At 36.9% G+C, this 17,442-nt stretch carries 17 protein-coding genes; 4 read left to right on the top strand and 13 right to left on the bottom strand.

Annotated features, from left to right (window positions below; genetic code table 11):
- The first annotated feature begins 38 nt into the window (after positions 1-38).
- The 4 genes from GZ996_RS00590 (at position 39) to GZ996_RS00580 (ending at position 3,459) form a co-directional block, all read left to right on the top strand.
- Positions 39-836, top strand: a complete 798-nt coding sequence (locus GZ996_RS00590) for a peptidylprolyl isomerase (RefSeq protein WP_156805751.1) — start codon at positions 39-41, stop codon at positions 834-836.
- Positions 837-1,030: 194 nt separating this feature from the next.
- Entirely contained in the window at positions 1,031-1,222 is a 192-nt protein-coding gene (locus tag GZ996_RS11780) for a hypothetical protein (RefSeq protein ID WP_238386370.1), read from the top strand.
- 198 nt (positions 1,223-1,420) lie between these two features.
- Positions 1,421-1,738 carry a hypothetical protein gene (locus GZ996_RS11775; RefSeq protein WP_238386369.1) on the top strand — a complete coding sequence of 106 codons (318 nt, stop codon included), beginning with the start codon at positions 1,421-1,423 and terminating at the stop codon, positions 1,736-1,738.
- Positions 1,739-1,974: 236 nt separating this feature from the next.
- The gene (locus tag GZ996_RS00580; RefSeq protein WP_162011084.1) at positions 1,975-3,459 is read left to right on the top strand and encodes a DUF1846 domain-containing protein; all 1,485 of its coding nucleotides are present in this window, start codon (positions 1,975-1,977) and stop codon (positions 3,457-3,459) included.
- A gap of 508 nt (positions 3,460-3,967) precedes the next feature.
- On the opposite strand, the gene rpsN is transcribed toward GZ996_RS00580, so the two are convergent.
- From rpsN to GZ996_RS00515, 13 genes are all read right to left on the bottom strand, one after another.
- Positions 3,968-4,237: a 30S ribosomal protein S14 gene (rpsN, locus tag GZ996_RS00575; protein WP_156805748.1), complete on the bottom strand. Its 270-nt coding sequence runs from the start codon at positions 4,235-4,237 to the stop codon at positions 3,968-3,970.
- 193 nt (positions 4,238-4,430) lie between these two features.
- Positions 4,431-6,836, bottom strand: coding sequence for a phenylalanine--tRNA ligase subunit beta (gene pheT, locus GZ996_RS00570; RefSeq protein WP_162011083.1), 2,406 nt, complete (start codon positions 6,834-6,836; stop codon positions 4,431-4,433).
- A 207-nt stretch (positions 6,837-7,043) separates the two neighbouring features.
- Positions 7,044-7,568 carry a GNAT family N-acetyltransferase gene (locus tag GZ996_RS00565; RefSeq protein WP_443255844.1) on the bottom strand — a complete coding sequence of 175 codons (525 nt, stop codon included), beginning with the start codon at positions 7,566-7,568 and terminating at the stop codon, positions 7,044-7,046.
- A 52-nt stretch (positions 7,569-7,620) separates the two neighbouring features.
- Positions 7,621-8,664, bottom strand: a complete 1,044-nt coding sequence (gene pheS / locus GZ996_RS00560; RefSeq protein ID WP_156805745.1) for a phenylalanine--tRNA ligase subunit alpha — start codon at positions 8,662-8,664, stop codon at positions 7,621-7,623.
- 537 nt (positions 8,665-9,201) lie between these two features.
- The gene (locus GZ996_RS00555; RefSeq protein WP_162011081.1) at positions 9,202-9,717 is read right to left on the bottom strand and encodes a hypothetical protein; all 516 of its coding nucleotides are present in this window, start codon (positions 9,715-9,717) and stop codon (positions 9,202-9,204) included.
- A 121-nt stretch (positions 9,718-9,838) separates the two neighbouring features.
- Positions 9,839-11,050, bottom strand: a complete 1,212-nt coding sequence (locus GZ996_RS00550; protein WP_162011080.1) for a Fic family protein — start codon at positions 11,048-11,050, stop codon at positions 9,839-9,841.
- Between the two features lie 182 nt (positions 11,051-11,232).
- Positions 11,233-12,363: a helix-turn-helix domain-containing protein gene (locus GZ996_RS00545; RefSeq protein ID WP_162011079.1), complete on the bottom strand. Its 1,131-nt coding sequence runs from the start codon at positions 12,361-12,363 to the stop codon at positions 11,233-11,235.
- Entirely contained in the window at positions 12,344-13,015 is a 672-nt protein-coding gene (locus tag GZ996_RS00540) for a hypothetical protein (protein ID WP_162011078.1), read from the bottom strand. The genes GZ996_RS00545 and GZ996_RS00540 overlap by 20 nt, the downstream gene beginning before the upstream one ends.
- Positions 13,016-13,185: 170 nt before the next feature.
- Complete coding sequence (locus GZ996_RS00535; protein WP_162011077.1) at positions 13,186-13,464, bottom strand: DUF6429 family protein; 279 nt, start codon at positions 13,462-13,464, stop codon at positions 13,186-13,188.
- Between the two features lie 49 nt (positions 13,465-13,513).
- Complete coding sequence (locus GZ996_RS00530) at positions 13,514-14,725, bottom strand: nucleotide sugar dehydrogenase (RefSeq protein ID WP_162011076.1); 1,212 nt, start codon at positions 14,723-14,725, stop codon at positions 13,514-13,516.
- Between the two features lie 36 nt (positions 14,726-14,761).
- Positions 14,762-15,805, bottom strand: coding sequence for an NAD-dependent epimerase/dehydratase family protein (locus tag GZ996_RS00525; protein WP_238386368.1), 1,044 nt, complete (start codon positions 15,803-15,805; stop codon positions 14,762-14,764).
- Between the two features lie 7 nt (positions 15,806-15,812).
- Positions 15,813-16,496 (bottom strand): sugar phosphate nucleotidyltransferase, encoded by a 684-nt coding sequence (locus tag GZ996_RS00520; protein WP_162011075.1) that lies wholly within the window; start codon positions 16,494-16,496, stop codon positions 15,813-15,815.
- A gap of 28 nt (positions 16,497-16,524) precedes the next feature.
- Positions 16,525-17,442 carry a DMT family transporter gene (locus tag GZ996_RS00515; protein WP_162011074.1) on the bottom strand — a complete coding sequence of 306 codons (918 nt, stop codon included), beginning with the start codon at positions 17,440-17,442 and terminating at the stop codon, positions 16,525-16,527.

Raw genomic sequence — 17,442 nt, 5'->3', positions numbered from 1 at the left:
GGTAAAATAAAGAGTAATTCAATAGTTAAGGAGAATATATGACTAAATCTAAATATTTTAAAGTATCTATGCTCGCGCTAGCATCTTTAACCATCCTTTCAGGCTGCCAACAACTCGACCGTGCTATCAAAGGAGACGACTATGTTGATGCCCAGCTTGATAAACAAAAATCTGAAGAGCGCATCAAAAAACTGAATCAAGCAGATGTTGTTTTTCCACAACTTTCCACAGAAGTTGCTAAGGATGAGGCTTCTGTTATCATGCATACTAGCAAGGGTGATCTTACAATCAAACTCTTTCCCAAAGAAGCGCCTTTAGCTGTTGAAAACTTTTTGACTCATGCTAAGGAAGGTTACTACGACAATGTTATTTTCCACCGTGTCATCAATGATTTCATGATTCAAGCAGGTGACCCTCAGGGCAATGGTACTGGTGGAGAATCAATCTGGAAAGATAAAGACAGTAAGATTGATAGTGGTTTCGGATTTAAAAATGAAATTTCGGATTATGTGTATAATCTTCGTGGTGCTCTTTCTATGGCAAATGCAGGTCCTGACACTAATGGCAGCCAATTCTTTATCGTTCAAAATAAACAAGACTGGTCTACACAGTTAGACCCAAGTTACTACCCAGAAAAAATCATTGAAGCCTATAAAAAAGGCGGTTTCCCAAATGTATCTGGTGGAGACGGTAACTATACTGTCTTTGGTCAAGTTATAAAAGGGATGGACGTTGTTGATAGTATCGCTGCTGTTGAAACCAAAGAAGCTGACAAGCCTGTCGAAGATGTGATTATCAAATCAATTGAAGTGACTAAAGATTATCAGTTTAAGTAGAAATAAGCTATTAACTGAGATAAGATAGTATTAATAACTATCCTATCTCTTTTTCTTTTAGAAAAAGATTAACTCACTCTGAAGTATCCTGTCTTGAAATAGGACACATTGATTATAACAATTGGTTAAAACATGCTAAAAAATTTCAAAATACCTATTGACATTATATATAATGCGCTTAGGAGGAATAATATATGAAATTTTTTGGTAAAATGGTAGCTAACAAATTAGCTACTGTAGTAGTGTTACTAGTCATTTTAGTAGGCTTGGGCTGTTTTTTTACTTGGAAAACAAATAAATTTAATGGAACTGTCAATGCTCAGTATAATTTTGTCCTCAAAAAATTCACAAAGGAAAATCAGTTACTCGTAGCTGGTGCAGAGTAGGAAACAACTCGTAATCAGAACTTTGAATCTGAGGCTACAAAGAAGTGGCCAAAATGGACAGCTTTTTTCAAAGATTTAATTATCAGCCGAGATATCGAAGTCAAAGTTCCAGTAAAGACAGAATTTAAACTTGATTTAACACAACTAAATCAAGATGATATCGAACTCAACGATAATGTTCTAACTTTCAAATCACCTTTGACAGTCAATGTTGATAGTCAACAAGATGGTACTCCCGATATTGTTAGCACCTCTTCTGGAATTGTTGATAAGGCTGTTGACCTTCTTACTGCTAGCAAAAAAGCAATGGATTTTATAGAAGAAAAAGCCCAAGAAACAGTATATGAAACTAGCCAAGAGGCTATAAGGGATCGTGAACGTCAGGAAAAAGTTGCTAAATATGCAGCTGAAAATCTTGAAAAACTACTCAATTTAGATAATCAAAATCAAGAAGACATCGATGTTCAAATCTCTGTTTCTGACCTAACGTTTAAAAATATAGATCCTAAAAAATAGCTAAATAAGCTAAAATAATTTTTCTCAAAGTTGACAAAGTTCCTAATCTCTGATATATTATTGTTTGGGCACCTCTTCAGAGGTCAGAAAAAAGCTCCCTAGTTTCTAGGGAGCTATTTTTGTTTTTTACAACGTTTTAGTCTTAAACATTATTAAAAGCTCCCATTTTAGTCGTCACCTTTTATCTCCTACCGAGATAAGTTACTTTCTATTTATATTATGGAGGATATTTCAAGATGATTCAACAAGCTTTTAGCTCTGAACACTATTTAAACCTACAACGTGACCATATTCTTGAGAGAATTGCGCAATTTGATGGCAAACTCTATATGGAATTTGGTGGTAAGATGCTTGAAGATTTTCATGCAGCCCGTGTGTTACCTGGCTATGAGCCTGATAATAAAATCAAACTCCTACACGAACTCCGTGAGCAAGTTGAAATTGTAATTGCTATCAATGCTAGTAACATTGAGCATTCTAAAGCCAGAGGAGACCTAGGTATTTCTTACGACCAAGAAGTCTTTCGTCTCATTGATAAGTTCAATGACCTAGATATCTTTGTAGGTTCTGTTGTCATTACACAATACACTGGACAACCCGCTGCTGATGCTTTCCGTAAGGAACTTGATAAACACGGCATCGCCTCTTACCTCCATTACCCAATCGCTGGATATCCAACAGCAATTGACCATATCATTTCACCTGAAGGAATGGGGAAAAATGACTATATCCAGACTAGCCGTAACCTCATTGTCGTAACTGCACCAGGTCCAGGTTCTGGTAAATTAGCAACATGTATTTCCCAACTCTATCACGATCAAATCAATGGTGTCACTTCTGGCTATGCTAAATTTGAAACCTTCCCTGTTTGGAACTTGCCACTACACCACCCTGTTAACCTTGCCTATGAAGCTGCAACAGCAGACCTTGATGATGTTAACATGATTGATCCTTTCCACTTGGAGACCTACGGTAAAACAACTGTCAACTACAACCGTGATATTGAAATTTTCCCTGTGGTTAAGCGCATGCTCGAACGTATCCTAGGAAGCTCACCATACGCTTCTCCTACCGATATGGGAGTTAATATGGTCGGCTTTGCCATTACTGATAACGAGGCTGCTAAAGAGGCTTCTAAGCAAGAAATTATCCGTCGCTACTATCAAACCCTTGTTGAATTCAAGGCAGAGCGTGTTGGTGAAACTGCTGTTAAGAAGATTGAACTTCTGATGAATGACCTTGGTATTTCTCCTTTGGATCGTTTGGTGACAAAAGCTGCGCGTGAAAAAGCTGAGTTGACTGGTGCACCTGCTTTGGCTATGGAATTACCAAATGGACAAATCGTCACCGGTAAAACCTCAGAACTCTTTGGACCATCTGCCGCAGTTATTGTCAATGGTATCAAAGCCCTTGCTGGCATTGCTAAAGACACTCATTTAATCGAACCTGAGTATGTCAAACCAATCCAAAACCTTAAACTGAACCATTTAGGAAATCGCAACCCACGTCTTCACTCTAGCGAGCTATTGATTGCCCTTGCCATTACAGCTATGAATAACGAAGAAGCTAATAAAGCTATGAAGGAGCTTGGCAACTTAAAAGGCAGTGAAGTTCACTCAACTGTAAACCTGCCAGAAGAAGATAAAAACGTCTTCCGTAAACTCGGTATCAATGTTACCTTTGACCCAATTTACCAAAAAGACAAGCTCTTCAGAAAATAAAGCATGCTAAAAAAACTCAGGACTAAAACGTTTACAACAGACGTAGTTCTGAGTTTTTTAGCAATCAACACTTCAATTACCTTAACAGAAAACACTTTAAAGATTTATCTAGCCATCTTAGTAGTTTATTCTCCTTGTATTATCGGTTGGTCGAACTTACTCCGGAAATTAAATTGATACTAATCAATTTCCCTTTTTTACATTTCAAGCGTTGACTACACTCTTGCTTTCTAATATATCAGTTTAGACTTTAATAGTTTTTACACAGGCTGTCACACGACTTAAGACAAGTCGCTTAATCATAGCTAACTTTTATTCCATTCACTATAACTTTGAAATAGCAAAAAGAACTCAGTATCTTGGCATACTGAGTTCTTAAGGTAAATCTATGGCATCTATGATTAGAGAAAATAATTACTGATGTTATGGCTAAAAACATCTTGAGTAATCTTCCTGTCGTTTTGCTTACACTCAAAACGACTAGAATAAGCATAAAAGGAGTGATGTGCTACCAACTTGCTTTTGTCACACCTGGAATTTGTCCCTTATGAGCTAACTGGCGGAAATTAATACGACTCATTCCAAATTTTCGCATATAGGCATGAGGACGTCCATCAATTAAATCACGGTTCTTCAAACGATTTGGATTTGAATCACGTGGCAAACGACGAAGTGCTTCATAATCACCGGCAGCTTTTAGCTCTCTACGCAAATCAGCATAGCGTTCAACAAGTTCCTGCTGTTTTTTAAATTTAGCAATTTTTGATTTTTTTGCCATCTTTTTCCCTTTCTAAATTTTTCTGCTATCAATAGATACTAGCATTTTAATTAACGAGTTAATTAAAATACTCTTTTATTATAACGTAAATTTTCCAAATTGCAAGCAAAAACTGTTAACTGGTTAATTATTTTTTGAGTTTTTATTTCCTCGCTCCAAAAAAAAAACTACCCTTTCGAGTAGCTTTTGTGTCTTATCGCACTTCTGCTCCAACGTTTTCAACAAGAGCTTTAGTGATTTTTTCCATGTAACCTGCGACTTCTTCGTCGGTGAGGCTATCGGTTGGATTTTGGAAAGTAAGGCTATAAGCCATTGATTTCTTATCGTCACCAAGATTTGCACCGGCATACACGTCAAAGAGCTTGATGGCTGTCAAGCGTTTCACGCCCGCCTTCTCGATGGCTTCTACGATAGCTTTATGCGTGATGTGTTTGTCCAATAGCAGAGCAATGTCACGAGATACGGCTGGGAATTTTGTGATGTCTTGGAAAACTTGTTCAGTCGTTATAGCAGCTTCAACCGCATCAAGGTTGATTTCTGCCACATACGTTTCTGGAATGCCATATACCTTAGCCGTTTGCGGGTGAACTTGACCAACAAATCCAAGGGTAACATCGCCAAATGTAATCGCTGCGGTACGACCAGGGTGCAGGCTAGCAACTGACTTGTCTGCTGTGTAAGCAACGGCTAAACCAAGTTTGTCAAAGAGAGTTTCAAGAATCCCTTTCGCATAGAAGAAATCAACAGGTACTGCTGGTGTTTGGAAATCTTTTTCCGCTACCAAACCAGAAATGGCAAAAGCAAACGTATTTACCTCTTGTGGTAGATCTGTCTTCACATCACCTGTTTGGTGGAAGATTTTACCAATTTCGTAAATAGCAACATTGCTATTTTTACGGTTCACGTTATAAGCTACCGTGTCAAGCATTCCTGAAATCACATTTTGACGAAGGGCAGAGCGGTCAACCGTCATTGGCCACATGAGTTCTGTAACCTGAGTTGGTTCTGCTGTAAATTCAATTGCTTTTTCTGGTGTTGTCAGAGCATACGAAATGATTTCAGTCAAACCAGCCCCTTCAGCAATCGTACGAACCTTGCGACGGAGTTTTTGAGTAGCTGTCAATTCACCAGCAGTTCCCCCAGCTTCTGGCAAAGTGGTTGGTAAGTTATCATAACCATAGATACGAGCGATTTCTTCCACCAAGTCTGCTTGAATACTGATGTCCCAACGGCGACGAGGTACAGCAACAGTGAAGCGCTCTGCATTGCCAGACAAACCAAAACCAAGTTTAGCAAAGATAGCTTCAATGTCAGCATAAGTCAACTCAGTTCCTAAACGCACATTGACATAGTCAAGGCTGGTTGAAACCTCCACTGGACTTGTCTCAACTGCTCCAGCTTGAACACGACCAGAAAGGACCTCACCACCTGCTAATTCTGTCAGCATCGCTGCTGCAAAATCAAGCGCTTCAGTAACGGTTTCAAGGTTAATCCCTTTTTCAAAGCGTGATGAGCTTTCTGAACGAAGGTTCAAACGACCAGATGTTTTACGGATGGATTTGCCATCAAAGACCGCTGCTTCAAGAACAACCGTCTTCGAGTTATTGTCGATTTCAGTTGCTTGACCGCCCATAACACCTGCAAGTGCCACTGGCTTATCCACAACTGTAATGACGATATCATCAGTTGTCAATTCACGCTCTTCACCGTCAAGAGTGACCAATTTCTCACCGTCACGCGCATCACGAGCGACAATAGCATTGCCTTCAAATTTATCAAAGTCAAAAGCGTGCATTGGCTGTCCAAAGTAAAGAAGGACGTAGTTTGTGATATCCACAACGTTATTAATTGGGCGAATACCGGCATTCATCAAGACATTTTGCAACCATTGTGGACTTGGTGCCACGGTCACATTTTCCACGACACGGCTCGCGTAAATCGCTACCTTATCGCTTTCAATAGCGACAGAAATCACATCATTAGCCGCTTTGCTATTTTCCACCAAAGCCTTCTTAGGGAAATGCACAGATTTGCCGTAAATAGCAGCCACTTCGTGAGCGACACCACGCATAGAAAGCGCATCCGCACGGTTTGGCGTGATCGACAATTCAATGATTTCGTCATCTAGGTCAAGGTATGAGAAAATGCTATCGCCTGGCACGGCATCATTAGGCAAGATTTGGATTCCATCTGAAAATGCTTTTGGAATAATGCTATCTGGCAAACCAAGCTCTTGGAGAGAACAAATCATCCCAAGTGACTCCATGCCACGAATTTTCCCTTTTTTGATTTTGTAGTTGTCTGCAATACGAGCTCCTGGAATCGCAACAATAACTTTTTGACCAGCTGCTACATTTGGTGCCCCACAGACGATTTGACGAGGTTGGTCGTCTCCAGTATCGACTTGGCACAAGTGCAAGTGCGTATCTGGCACATCGTCACAAGACAACACGTGACCAACTACTAATTTTGACAGACCAGCTGATGGGACTTCAACGCCCTCAACTTCAATACCTGTCGTTGACATTTTTTCTGCTAATTCCGCTGATGGGACATCAATGTCCACCAACTCTTTTAACCATTTATATGATACAAGCATGATTTTTTCTTTCTTTGTTTATTTTTTCTTTTTTAAGCAACCGCTTAGGCTGCATGGTCGCCATGAGTTGCTTTCCAGTTTCTAAGCAACAACCTGAGATAGTCCAGTGGACTATCTCACTCTTCTTTGTCCCAACTGTGGCGCAGCAGCGGTCTTGCTTGGAATGTGCGACCTTCGGTCGCTGTGCTGTCGCTTCTCAGCTTGGTATTATTTCAATTTTTTTCTGAGTAGCCAATCCACATCAACTTGATTTTCCGAAATGATAAATTGATGTTCTGAGAATTTTTCAAAGCCGTATTTGGCATAGAATCCTTGAGCTTGGGTATTGTGTTCCCAAACACCGAGCCATACCCAAGATTTATCCATATCTTGAGCAACCTCAAGCGCATAATCAAGAAGCATTTTCCCAAATCCCTGACCCTGATAAGCTTTCAAAATATAGATTCTTTGTATTTCAAAAGCATCATCTAGTTTTCTTTCAGTTTGGACATTTCCCCAGTTTACTTTAAGATATCCGACTGGTTCGTTATTGACCATAAGGAAATCAATTTCCGTTTCCGAATGGTCCAGTTCTGCTGATAATACTGCCTTATCATACTGATTCGCAAAAAAAGTTTGTAACTGCTCCTCAGTATAGTTCTCTTCAAAAGTCTCTCTGAATGTTTTCATAGCTAGTTCTTGCAAGATTGGCACTTCTTCTTTCGCTACAGGTTTAATCCCTACTGTCATCACCATTCGTTTTACCTCTAATCCTTAATACATTTCCTTTTCAACATCTCAGTTACTATTTAAATTGCTCACTAAAGCGGACGTCGCCTTGGTAGAAGCCACGAATGTCATTGATGCCGTACCGAAGCATGGCAATACGTTCTTGACCTAGACCAAAGGCAAAGCCTGAGTACTCTTCTGAGTCAACACCAGACATTTCAAGAACCTGTGGGTGAACCATACCAGCACCGAGAATTTCAATCCATCCTGTTTTCTTGCAGACGTTACAGCCGTCTCCACCACATTTGAAGCATGACACATCCACTTCAACAGATGGCTCTGTAAATGGGAAGTAAGAAGGACGAAGACGAATCTTACGCTCAGCTCCAAACATCTTTTGAACAATCATCTCAAGAGTACCTTTCAGGTCACCCATTGAGATATTTTTCCCGACCACAAGTCCTTCAATTTGGTGGAACTGGTGGCTGTGCGTCGCATCGTCCGTATCACGACGGAAAACACGACCTGGAGAAATCATCTTCAACGGTCCTTTTGAAAAATCGTGTTTATCAAGCGTGCGAGCCTGAACAGGACTGGTGTGCGTACGAAGCAAGATTTCTTCAGTGATATAGAAAGTATCCTGCATGTCACGCGCTGGGTGATCTTTTGGCAAATTCATACGTTCAAAGTTATAATAGTCCTTTTCAACCTCATAACCATCAACAACCTGAAATCCCATACCTAAAAAGATATCTTCAATTTCTTCAGAAGTCTGCGTCAACACATGACGATTTCCTACTTTAATCTGACGCCCTGGTAAAGTGACATCCAGACTCTCACTCTCCAACTGGCGTTGAATCTTAGCGGCTTCAACAATCTTTGCCGTTTCTTCAAATGCCGCATTCAAAACGTCACGGACTTCATTGACTTGCTTACCAACAACTGGTTTTAATTCATTCGACAGGTCTTTAAGCCCTTTCAAAAGGTCTGTCAAAGAGCCTTTTTTCCCAAGAACAGCGACACGTAGGTCTTGCAATTCCTTACTATGGTCACCTGTCATTTCCTTTAACTTAGCCTGAGTTGAAACCTTCAACTCCTCTAACTGTGCCTGTAAATCCATAATTAAGATACAAAGGGACGCTTCGGTTTGCCGAAAAATGCCGTCGAAGAATAGAAAATCTAACGAAGATGTCCTAACATCTAAGGAAGATTTGTTATTTATCCTAGGCATTTAGTCCCGTGTTCAGTTCAGCTATCTCGCTAAACCAAACCTTCCTTTCCATTATTTTTAAATAATCAGTTGAATAGCAAGTCTTAGACAACCAAATAACCGCATGCCAAAACCCCATTAGCGGAGCGTTGACACGCGGTACCATCCGTTTTCGTCTCAAAAAGACCTTAATTCACTAGCCCTCACTTGAGTGAATTCGCTAAGCTTTCCACGAGGGAACTTCCAGTCCACGATTCCCACTCCCTATCATTTGCCACCTAGTTACTAGTCTCAAAGGCTCTATTCAATTAGAGTTATTTTACCAAAAAATAGCTGAATTGGCAAATAGAATATCAGCATAACTAGCTAAAAACACATCTAAAAACATCGGAACTTGGTTTAAGAGGTAGCCAATCACACTTCCAAAAATTGGTCACGTTCATAAATTTAAAAACCAGCTTTTCTTAATTCCTCTAACATTGCCTTACGACGTGGGTAGTCTTTTTTCCACCCTGTTGCAACTTTTTGACTAATCACTTTACCATCTGGATAATCTTCTAACACTTTTAAATAACTAATCAAATAACGATAGGTGTCCCTACCTGAGACGCTTTCCATGCCGTGCTGAATTTCATCTAAGATCACATCTCTCACTCGGTAGGGATTATAGGACTTCAAGCCTTCCTCATAACAATCAATTAAATCCAAACGTTTGAAATGACTTGATAAAATTTCCTCTAATAATCGACCAAATAACTGTTCTTGATTCATCAATTCAAAGCGGTAGCGACGGCCACGATCATTTAAGTAATGCTCACGGAACTCAATCCACTCCTGATCAGTTGAGACCTCCTTAAGTAGCATGAGACTATCTAAATTGTCATTCCAGTAGTCCCAAATATAAGTTCTCAGCTCCTCTTTATAATCCTCAAGTCTCCCTTGTTTGTCATAAATCTCCATCAAACGTTCACTGTGACGAGACAATTTATCTTAAACGAGTTTACTATTTTAAAGCTAAAACACTATAGCATAGTAAAAATAGCTCATCTCACTCTATGCCAAATTTCAATTTTTCTAAAAAATCCTAAATAATGTGCCTACTAGGAGCTTTTGTTACCTGCTTAATATATCCCAATTCCTGAAGATACTTTATAGTGTCTTTTATTTTTTTCCTAGCAAATCGATCTGATAAAAACTCAATAAGTTGCCTGTCTTCAATACCATCTTTTTTATCATCGGTAAATGTTGTTGACTGAAATAAAATAAACATAATCTCTCTTTGTAAATCTGTAAAAGAACCTTCTTCTAACTCTTGCCAAAAATCATTTAACAAGGCAATCTTTTCTTCCAACATGCTAATCATATCATCTTGTCCAGAAGCTAATAAAGACATCATGTCCCAGACAAAGAAAGTCCCTTCCCCACGATTATCAAAATCGCCAGTTTTTTGAAAGGCCTTATAATAAATCGATCTAGATGCATTGATTTTTTGTGAAATCATCAATCCAGAAAAAATGTCTAGTTTTCGAGAAAGGTACCTCGATAAGATGTAACGACCTATTCTACCATTGCCATCATAAAAAGGATGAATATTTTCAAAAAAATAGTGAGCTAAAAAGGCTTTTGTTAAAAAAGGAATAGTCCGATCATTAATAAATTGAATCCAACTTGATAGCATAAGAATAATCGTTTCTTCCATAATAGGTGGGATGTGATCAATTTTACCATTTTTATCATCCAAAACACTGACCGGACCATTTCGAAACAATCTTCCATCAGGCTTATCATCTTGCCTTATTTCACCATCTGTTAATTTATCATAAATATCTCTGATAGATTCAATCGTGTCTATTCTAAACGGTTCCTGTTCCAAGATATCTTGATAAAGTCTGACTGTGGAAAATAATCTAATACCACTCCCTTTTCCATCAGAAATCGCTTGATAGGCATCTGAAACCTCTCGTCTCGTTGTTTTGACACCTTCAATCTCATTCGTATCAATGACAGCTCGATATAATTGCTCCCTATAAAGATGATTTTGAGCAATTGGAGGTAATTGCGCACTAAGAGACAATATCTGATTTGATTTTTCCTGAATTTGTTGTGATAATATTTGAATTTCTAATAAAGGCACTACAAATAATGGAAAACGACGCCCTTTTGTTTCACCACGCTTCATCAAAACAGGATACATCTCTGTCTTGACTGTGCCTATATTATTTAACCTCTCTTGATATATTCTTTCGATGTCATCTGAATGTTTAAATTTGATGATTTTTAATTCTTTATAAGTCATAATCTCTCCAACTTTTTAAAAAATAGCTATTTTTTAAAAAGTTTAACACATATTCAAAACCAAATCAAACAAAAATAGAGTTTTTTACATTTTTTGTTCATGATCACTTTCCGATTCAATCAAGAACTATGTTGAGAAAAAAGGCAAAGAGCCCAAAAAAGAAGCCTCAAGATTGAGACTCCTTATTTGACAATCCTCAGTTGAGGACTTTTTTGTACTAACTGTTTATTATCAATCGAAATATCCAATGATTTCTCTAACTCATCTTTAGGGAGGGACAAGTAAGAAATTAATTCATTTTTTTGTAAAATATCATTTTTAACAATTAAGTCAAATACTTTATGATAAAGATTAGGCTTTTCAGGAGTTAATTCATTATCTAAAGGTTCACGCCTTTTCCATTTATTAAAACCTATTTTCTTAAACAAATATAATTTTTGATCGTCATTGATTAACTCCAACTGATAAGTTCTCATAATCATCGATTGAATGGAGACCTTCCAATATTTCTTTAATTCAATATAGAACTCTAAGTTAGTAGATAACAACGATTTTAAAAAACCATTCTCAGGTAACAATAAGCAAGAAGCAAAATAGTTCGCCTGCTTTTCAATAATATTCTTTAATTCTTGAGAGGTATAGTCGTGAATACTTTCAATGTCTCCATGAAGTAAAATATGGCCTAATTCGTGGGCAACATTGAAACGTCGACGTACAGCAGATTCACCATTATCTGTCAACATGATAAAAGGTCTATCCTCAATCCATTCTGACACAGCATCTAATTTATCATCAGACATATTTGATTCAACAACAACAATACCATTAACTTCTGCAGCCTCAATCAGATTAGAAATTGGTAGGTCTTTGCCTAGTCCCCATAGGCTTCTTAACTCCTTAGCTTTTTCCTCGATATCTTCATTTGTAATTTCATAAATATTTTTCATCAAAATATCAGGTAGAGTTAGTTCAGGAAAGTTAACATATTGAGATAGCAAATCGTAAATTTCCTTTTGAAATTCTAATCTGACCGCCTGCATATCCCTTGCCCTTTTAGTAGCTGCGGATTGACTACGAAAAAAGGTGGCTCCTTCATAAAAATTTCTAGTTTCAGAAGTAAAGTAAGTGTATGGAAAATCTAACTCCGAAACAATTGTCAACAACTTACTTGCCCCTGGATACGTTTTTCCTAATTCGTAATTAGAAATCATTTGTCTGGATATTCCAGTACGTTCAGCTAATTCTTTTTTGGTCAATCCTCTAGCGATTCTGGCCTTTGTTAGCTTAGAGGGATTAAATATTCCTTGTTCCATTTACTTCTCTCCTAAGAAGCTCTTCTGATAGCTCCGTTAAAGTCAAATCTAATTTCTTTTTAGTAGCTTGTTCTTGCTCAATTGAAGAAACAATCCGTTGAGCATTCATAATGTCTACTTTCTCAATCCATTGCTCCGTATCAACATTGGGTAATCCTAACTGAACAAACTGAAGATGATGATTTTTACCTCCATATGTCAAAAGAATAAATGGTGGATTATTAACATCATACTCCTTATTAATATCCTCTTGGGTTGTAAAAAGGTCAAATTGTTTATTTTTAATACTAGCTACACTTCTGTGAAGAGCTTTTTTTGGCATTGTTTTTATACTTCTGGTTTTTACTGGAGAAATAATTGCTCCTTTTGTTTCAATCATTGTATAAGTATAGCCGTTCTTTTTATTATTCACAGCAGATAACATTTGCACATCTGTTCTCATTGAGGAATCTTCTAAAACTAAGCGCAACGCCACATCAACTAAGGCCTGTCTGATATGCCCATAAGTTTTCCTCATTTCTGGATGTTTCAATACAGGAGTAGCATCAATTAGCTCCCACAAAAAACGGTAGGCTTCTTTTATACTATAGGCTAATTCACCCGCTAATCGTGGATCACACTCTGCTTCCAAATGAGTTCTTAAAATGCCCATCTTATCTCCTAACTATCAACTTTATATACGATATGTTAATAGTTTACCTTTTTTTAAAAAAAACGTCAACACAAAAACGGCTTAAAATCAACGTTTCTTGAAAACGTCATTCTAAGCCATTTTGTATTTGGAGAATTTCTTCCTGCCTCTTCTTATCGAGGCATAGCCTTTCAAAAATCAAAATCCTCTATTTCGAGTTCAGATAAGATTGCTTTTGCTCTAGCGATACCGTCTTCAGTCAAGGTAATGTACTTGGCTCTGTGGGATGATTGGTAAATCAAAGCATCCTCATCAAGTTGATTAATGACATCAAAGTCATAGTCTTTCCATGACTGATAAGGTGCCTTCACATCTCCCCATGATTTGGGGAGACGTTCTCGAAAGCGATTTAAATACATTAGTGCTAATGTCAAATCTAACTGGGCCTGCTCTGCACTTCTTTTAACCATCTTAGTTACCATTAAGTAAATTTACTTAGATAAGCTTACTCAAAGCCATTCAATCTCTTCTAAAAATATCTCTTGTATAGACTTTTTGAGAAACATCATCTAAATCATTACTATATCTATTAGCAATAATAGCATTACTCAATGATTTAAATTTTTCCAAATCATTAACAACATCACTTCCAAAGAATTGGCTTCCATCCTCAAGACTAGGTTCAAAAATAATGACTTTAACACCTTTTGCCTTGATACGCTTCATGACACCCTGAATAGAACTTTGACGGAAATTGTCACTATTACTCTTCATAGTGAGACGATAAACACCAATCGTTATCTCTTGAGCATTACTTTCATCAAAGTTTGCTAACTCAAGGACACGATCAGCAATATAATCCTTACGAGTCCGATTACTTTCAACAATTGCCGTCATCATATTCTGAGGAACATCTGAGTAATTGGCCAATAATTGTTTTGTATCTTTTGGAAGGCAATAGCCACCATATCCAAAAGAAGGATTATTATAATGTGACCCAATACGAGGATCAAGACCTACCCCATCAATAATTTGTTGTGTATCTAACCCTTTTGACTCAGCATAGGTATCGAGTTCGTTAAAATATGAAACACGTAAAGCTAAGTAGGTGTTCGCAAACAGTTTCACCGCCTCAGCTTCAGTAAATCCCATAACTAAAACTGGTGTTTCGTCATCTAAAGATTGCTCTTTAAGTAACTCGGCAAATAATTGGGCTTTGTCTGTTAGCTCTTTATCAGATAGATCAGTACCAACAATAATACGTGAAGGATGCAAATTATCTTCTAGGGCTTTTGACTCACGTAAAAATTCTGGACTAAAGATGATGCGCTTGGTATTGTATTTGTCACGAACATGGGCAGTATAACCAACTGGAATTGTTGATTTGATAACCATAATCGCATGTTCATTAACTGACATGACCTTCTCAATCACTGCCTCCACTGCAGACGTATCGAAGAAGTTTTTCTTACTATCGTAATTTGTAGGTGCAGCAATAATGACAAAATCAGCATTACTATATGCCTCATCTGCATCCAAAGTTGCAACCAAATTTAACTCTTTATTTGCAAAGTACTCTTCAATTTTATCATCCTGAATTGGTGAAATACGTTTATTAATCATCTCAACCTTTTCAGGAATAATATCTACTGCAACAACTTCATGACTCTGTGACAATAAAGTTGCTAATGACAAACCTACATAACCTGTTCCCGCTACTACAATTTTCATAAGCTTTCTCCAAATTTCATTAGCTAAATTGTTTATTTAATTATAAAATTCTTTATACCATTCTGCAAACTTTCTCAAGCCCGTACGCAAATCTGTATTGGGTTTAAAGCCAAATTTTTCTTCCAGTGCTGTTGTATCCGCAAATGTAATTGGAACATCCCCTGGTTGCATTGGAACTAACTTCTTATGACTTTCAAAATCATAATCTTCTGGTAAAACACCTGCACGAATAAGTTCTTCTTGTAAAATAGTAACAAAATCTAACAAATTTTCAGGTTGGCTATTACCAATATTATATATGGCGTATGGTGGAATTGGTAACCCATCCTCACCAGTGACTTTTTCGGGAGCGCCAAACATTACACGCTTCACACCTTCTACAATATCGTCTACAAAAGTAAAATCACGTTTACAGTTTCCATAATTGAAAATCTCAATTGTTTCTCCGTTTTTTAGCTTATTTGTAAATCCAAAATAGGCCATATCGGGACGACCAGCAGGTCCATAAACTGTAAAGAAACGTAAGCCTGTTGTCGGAATTTCATATAATTTACTATACGCATGTGCAAATAATTCATTAGATTTTTTAGTTGCTGCATAAAGAGAAACAGGGTTATCTACTTTGTCTTCCACCGCATATGGAACCTTTTTATTTGACCCATATACAGATGAACTTGACGCATAAACTAAATGCTCAACAGGATAACGGCGACAGGCTTCAAGAATATTATAAAAACCTATCATATTAGAATTGATATAGGCATCAGGATTAGTAATGGAATAGCGAACCCCTGCTTGAGCAGCTAAATTCACTACAATTTCTGGACGATATTTTTCAAAAATAGAATCAATCAAAAAACCATCAGCTAAGTCCCCCTCAATAAAAAACCATGTTGACTTACTCACTTGCGAAACTTCTTTAATTCGATTAAGTCTATAGTCTTTCAGATTGACATCATAATAATCATTTAGATTATCTAAACCGATAATATTAAATTGATCGCTATCTCCTAAAAGTTCTAAAACAAGATTAGAACCAATAAATCCCGCTGCTCCTGTAACTAATATTGTTTTTTTCATCGCTATCCTACTTACTAACATATTCACGTAACAACTCTAAATCATCATGATTATCAATTTCAAAGATAGAGCAAGGTTGTAATTCCACACAATCTATGGTTAAGGACGATAAATTTTCAATGACTAAGTTATCCCAATATAACTCTTTAAAATCATTATTGTCATAATGAGTTTCAAGAGCCAATTTCAAGAGAGCTCCATCCTCTTCATTCCAATAAGAAACACCTGAAATAATCTGTCCTTCTCCTGAAATAATTTCAATATCTATGACATGGCCTTCATCATCACATCGCAACAACCATTCATCTTGAAAATCCTTCTTATACTCACTAAAATAAGTTGAGGTCGTTAAATCTGATGTTAAAAAATTTTCAACCAAGTAATTATCCGCATCAATCACGATCGCATCGCTTAAAAATTCTTTAACGAGATACATTGTATAAAAATTATTGTACCTGTCATAGTATTCATTATACACTAAATTAACACTATATTTTTCTTTTAAAAATTCAAATTGCTCTGAGAGATACCCTGTAACAACATATATTTCAAAAATTCCTCTTGCATTCAAAAATTTAATTTGTCTTTCAATCAAAGTCTCATCATTCACTTTAATCAACGATTTTGGTGTATACAAGGTAATAGGCCTAAGCCGTGTCCCCATGCCAGCAGCTAGAATAATCGCTCTCATAATAACTTCCTTCTAATTGTGATAACTTTTAAGCTTTTGATACTAATATTGAACCGACAATAATCATTAATCCACAAATTATCAATTTGATATCAAATGTACCATTTAACAGTATAATAGAAAAGACAACCGCCCAAATAGAGTAAGTAACATTCAATCCAGTTGCTCTAACAGGACCAATTAAATGAATTGCATTATAATAAAACATATATGATGTTGTCCCAACAATAGCAATTAGGAATATCAATATAAAAACATTAACTGAAAAAATCTGTTGGAGACTAAACAAAAAATTTCCATTCAAAAATAACAATATCAGATAAACAAAACTAGATGTTATTTGTCTAATAAATAATGCTTCATAGGGTTGAATATCTTCATTCATCCCATATGAACAAATAACACTTTCAAAAGCCCAGCCTAGAACACAAAGAATAGCAAATAGATATCCTAAATAACTAAACTTAACAGTCTCCACATTAGAAAAACTTAATATTGCAACACTTAATATTGATAAACTAAGCCCTAGCCATCCTTTACTAGTCAACCTATCTTTTAAAAATAACATCCCAAAAAAAGCAGCTACGGCTGGATAAATAGCAGAAAACGTTGCCGAAACTCCTGCACCTAGCATTTTTACAGAAATAAGGTATGATTGCATCCCTACAGGACCAGCAAAAATTGCTGCAAGCATAACAAAATATGTACTTCTAATTGAAAGTAATTTTTTAATGGTAAAGTTGAACTTGATTTTATTGTATAATAGCAAAGCCACGGCTGAAATAGCATCATGAAAAAAACCAATTAATAAAGTTGGCGGAATAAACCGCTTATCCATAAGTAGGAACGGAGTTAATAATAAGATATACCCATTTAAACTTGTATCCAATCCCCAAAAAACTCCTGATAACAAGCCCTGAATAGTTCCTTTTACTCTCTTTTGCAT

The sequence above is a fragment of the Streptococcus sp. S784/96/1 genome, from assembly GCF_902729355.1.
Lineage (GTDB): Bacteria > Bacillota > Bacilli > Lactobacillales > Streptococcaceae > Streptococcus > Streptococcus caledonicus.
The sequence above is the reverse complement of the archived record's forward strand: the minus strand, read 5'-3'. Positions and strand labels throughout refer to the sequence as shown.

What these genes read in the sequence shown, in the direction of transcription:
- GZ996_RS00590 (WP_156805751.1), top strand. Translation starts at nt 39, where the DNA reads ATGACTAAATCTAAATATTTTAAAGTATCTATGCTCGCGCTAGCATCT.
- GZ996_RS11780 (WP_238386370.1), top strand. Translation starts at nt 1,031, where the DNA reads ATGAAATTTTTTGGTAAAATGGTAGCTAACAAATTAGCTACTGTAGTA.
- GZ996_RS00580 (WP_162011084.1), top strand. Translation starts at nt 1,975, where the DNA reads ATGATTCAACAAGCTTTTAGCTCTGAACACTATTTAAACCTACAACGT.
- rpsN (WP_156805748.1), bottom strand. Translation starts at nt 4,237, where the DNA reads ATGGCAAAAAAATCAAAAATTGCTAAATTTAAAAAACAGCAGGAACTT.
- pheT (WP_162011083.1), bottom strand. Translation starts at nt 6,836, where the DNA reads ATGCTTGTATCATATAAATGGTTAAAAGAGTTGGTGGACATTGATGTC.
- pheS (WP_156805745.1), bottom strand. Translation starts at nt 8,664, where the DNA reads ATGGATTTACAGGCACAGTTAGAGGAGTTGAAGGTTTCAACTCAGGCT.
- GZ996_RS00550 (WP_162011080.1), bottom strand. Translation starts at nt 11,050, where the DNA reads ATGACTTATAAAGAATTAAAAATCATCAAATTTAAACATTCAGATGAC.
- GZ996_RS00545 (WP_162011079.1), bottom strand. Translation starts at nt 12,363, where the DNA reads ATGGAACAAGGAATATTTAATCCCTCTAAGCTAACAAAGGCCAGAATC.
- GZ996_RS00540 (WP_162011078.1), bottom strand. Translation starts at nt 13,015, where the DNA reads ATGGGCATTTTAAGAACTCATTTGGAAGCAGAGTGTGATCCACGATTA.
- GZ996_RS00535 (WP_162011077.1), bottom strand. Translation starts at nt 13,464, where the DNA reads ATGGTTAAAAGAAGTGCAGAGCAGGCCCAGTTAGATTTGACATTAGCA.
- GZ996_RS00530 (WP_162011076.1), bottom strand. Translation starts at nt 14,725, where the DNA reads ATGAAAATTGTAGTAGCGGGAACAGGTTATGTAGGTTTGTCATTAGCA.
- GZ996_RS00525 (WP_238386368.1), bottom strand. Translation starts at nt 15,805, where the DNA reads ATGAAAAAAACAATATTAGTTACAGGAGCAGCGGGATTTATTGGTTCT.
- GZ996_RS00520 (WP_162011075.1), bottom strand. Translation starts at nt 16,496, where the DNA reads ATGAGAGCGATTATTCTAGCTGCTGGCATGGGGACACGGCTTAGGCCT.
- GZ996_RS00515 (WP_162011074.1), bottom strand. Translation starts at nt 17,442, where the DNA reads ATGCAAAAGAGAGTAAAAGGAACTATTCAGGGCTTGTTATCAGGAGTT.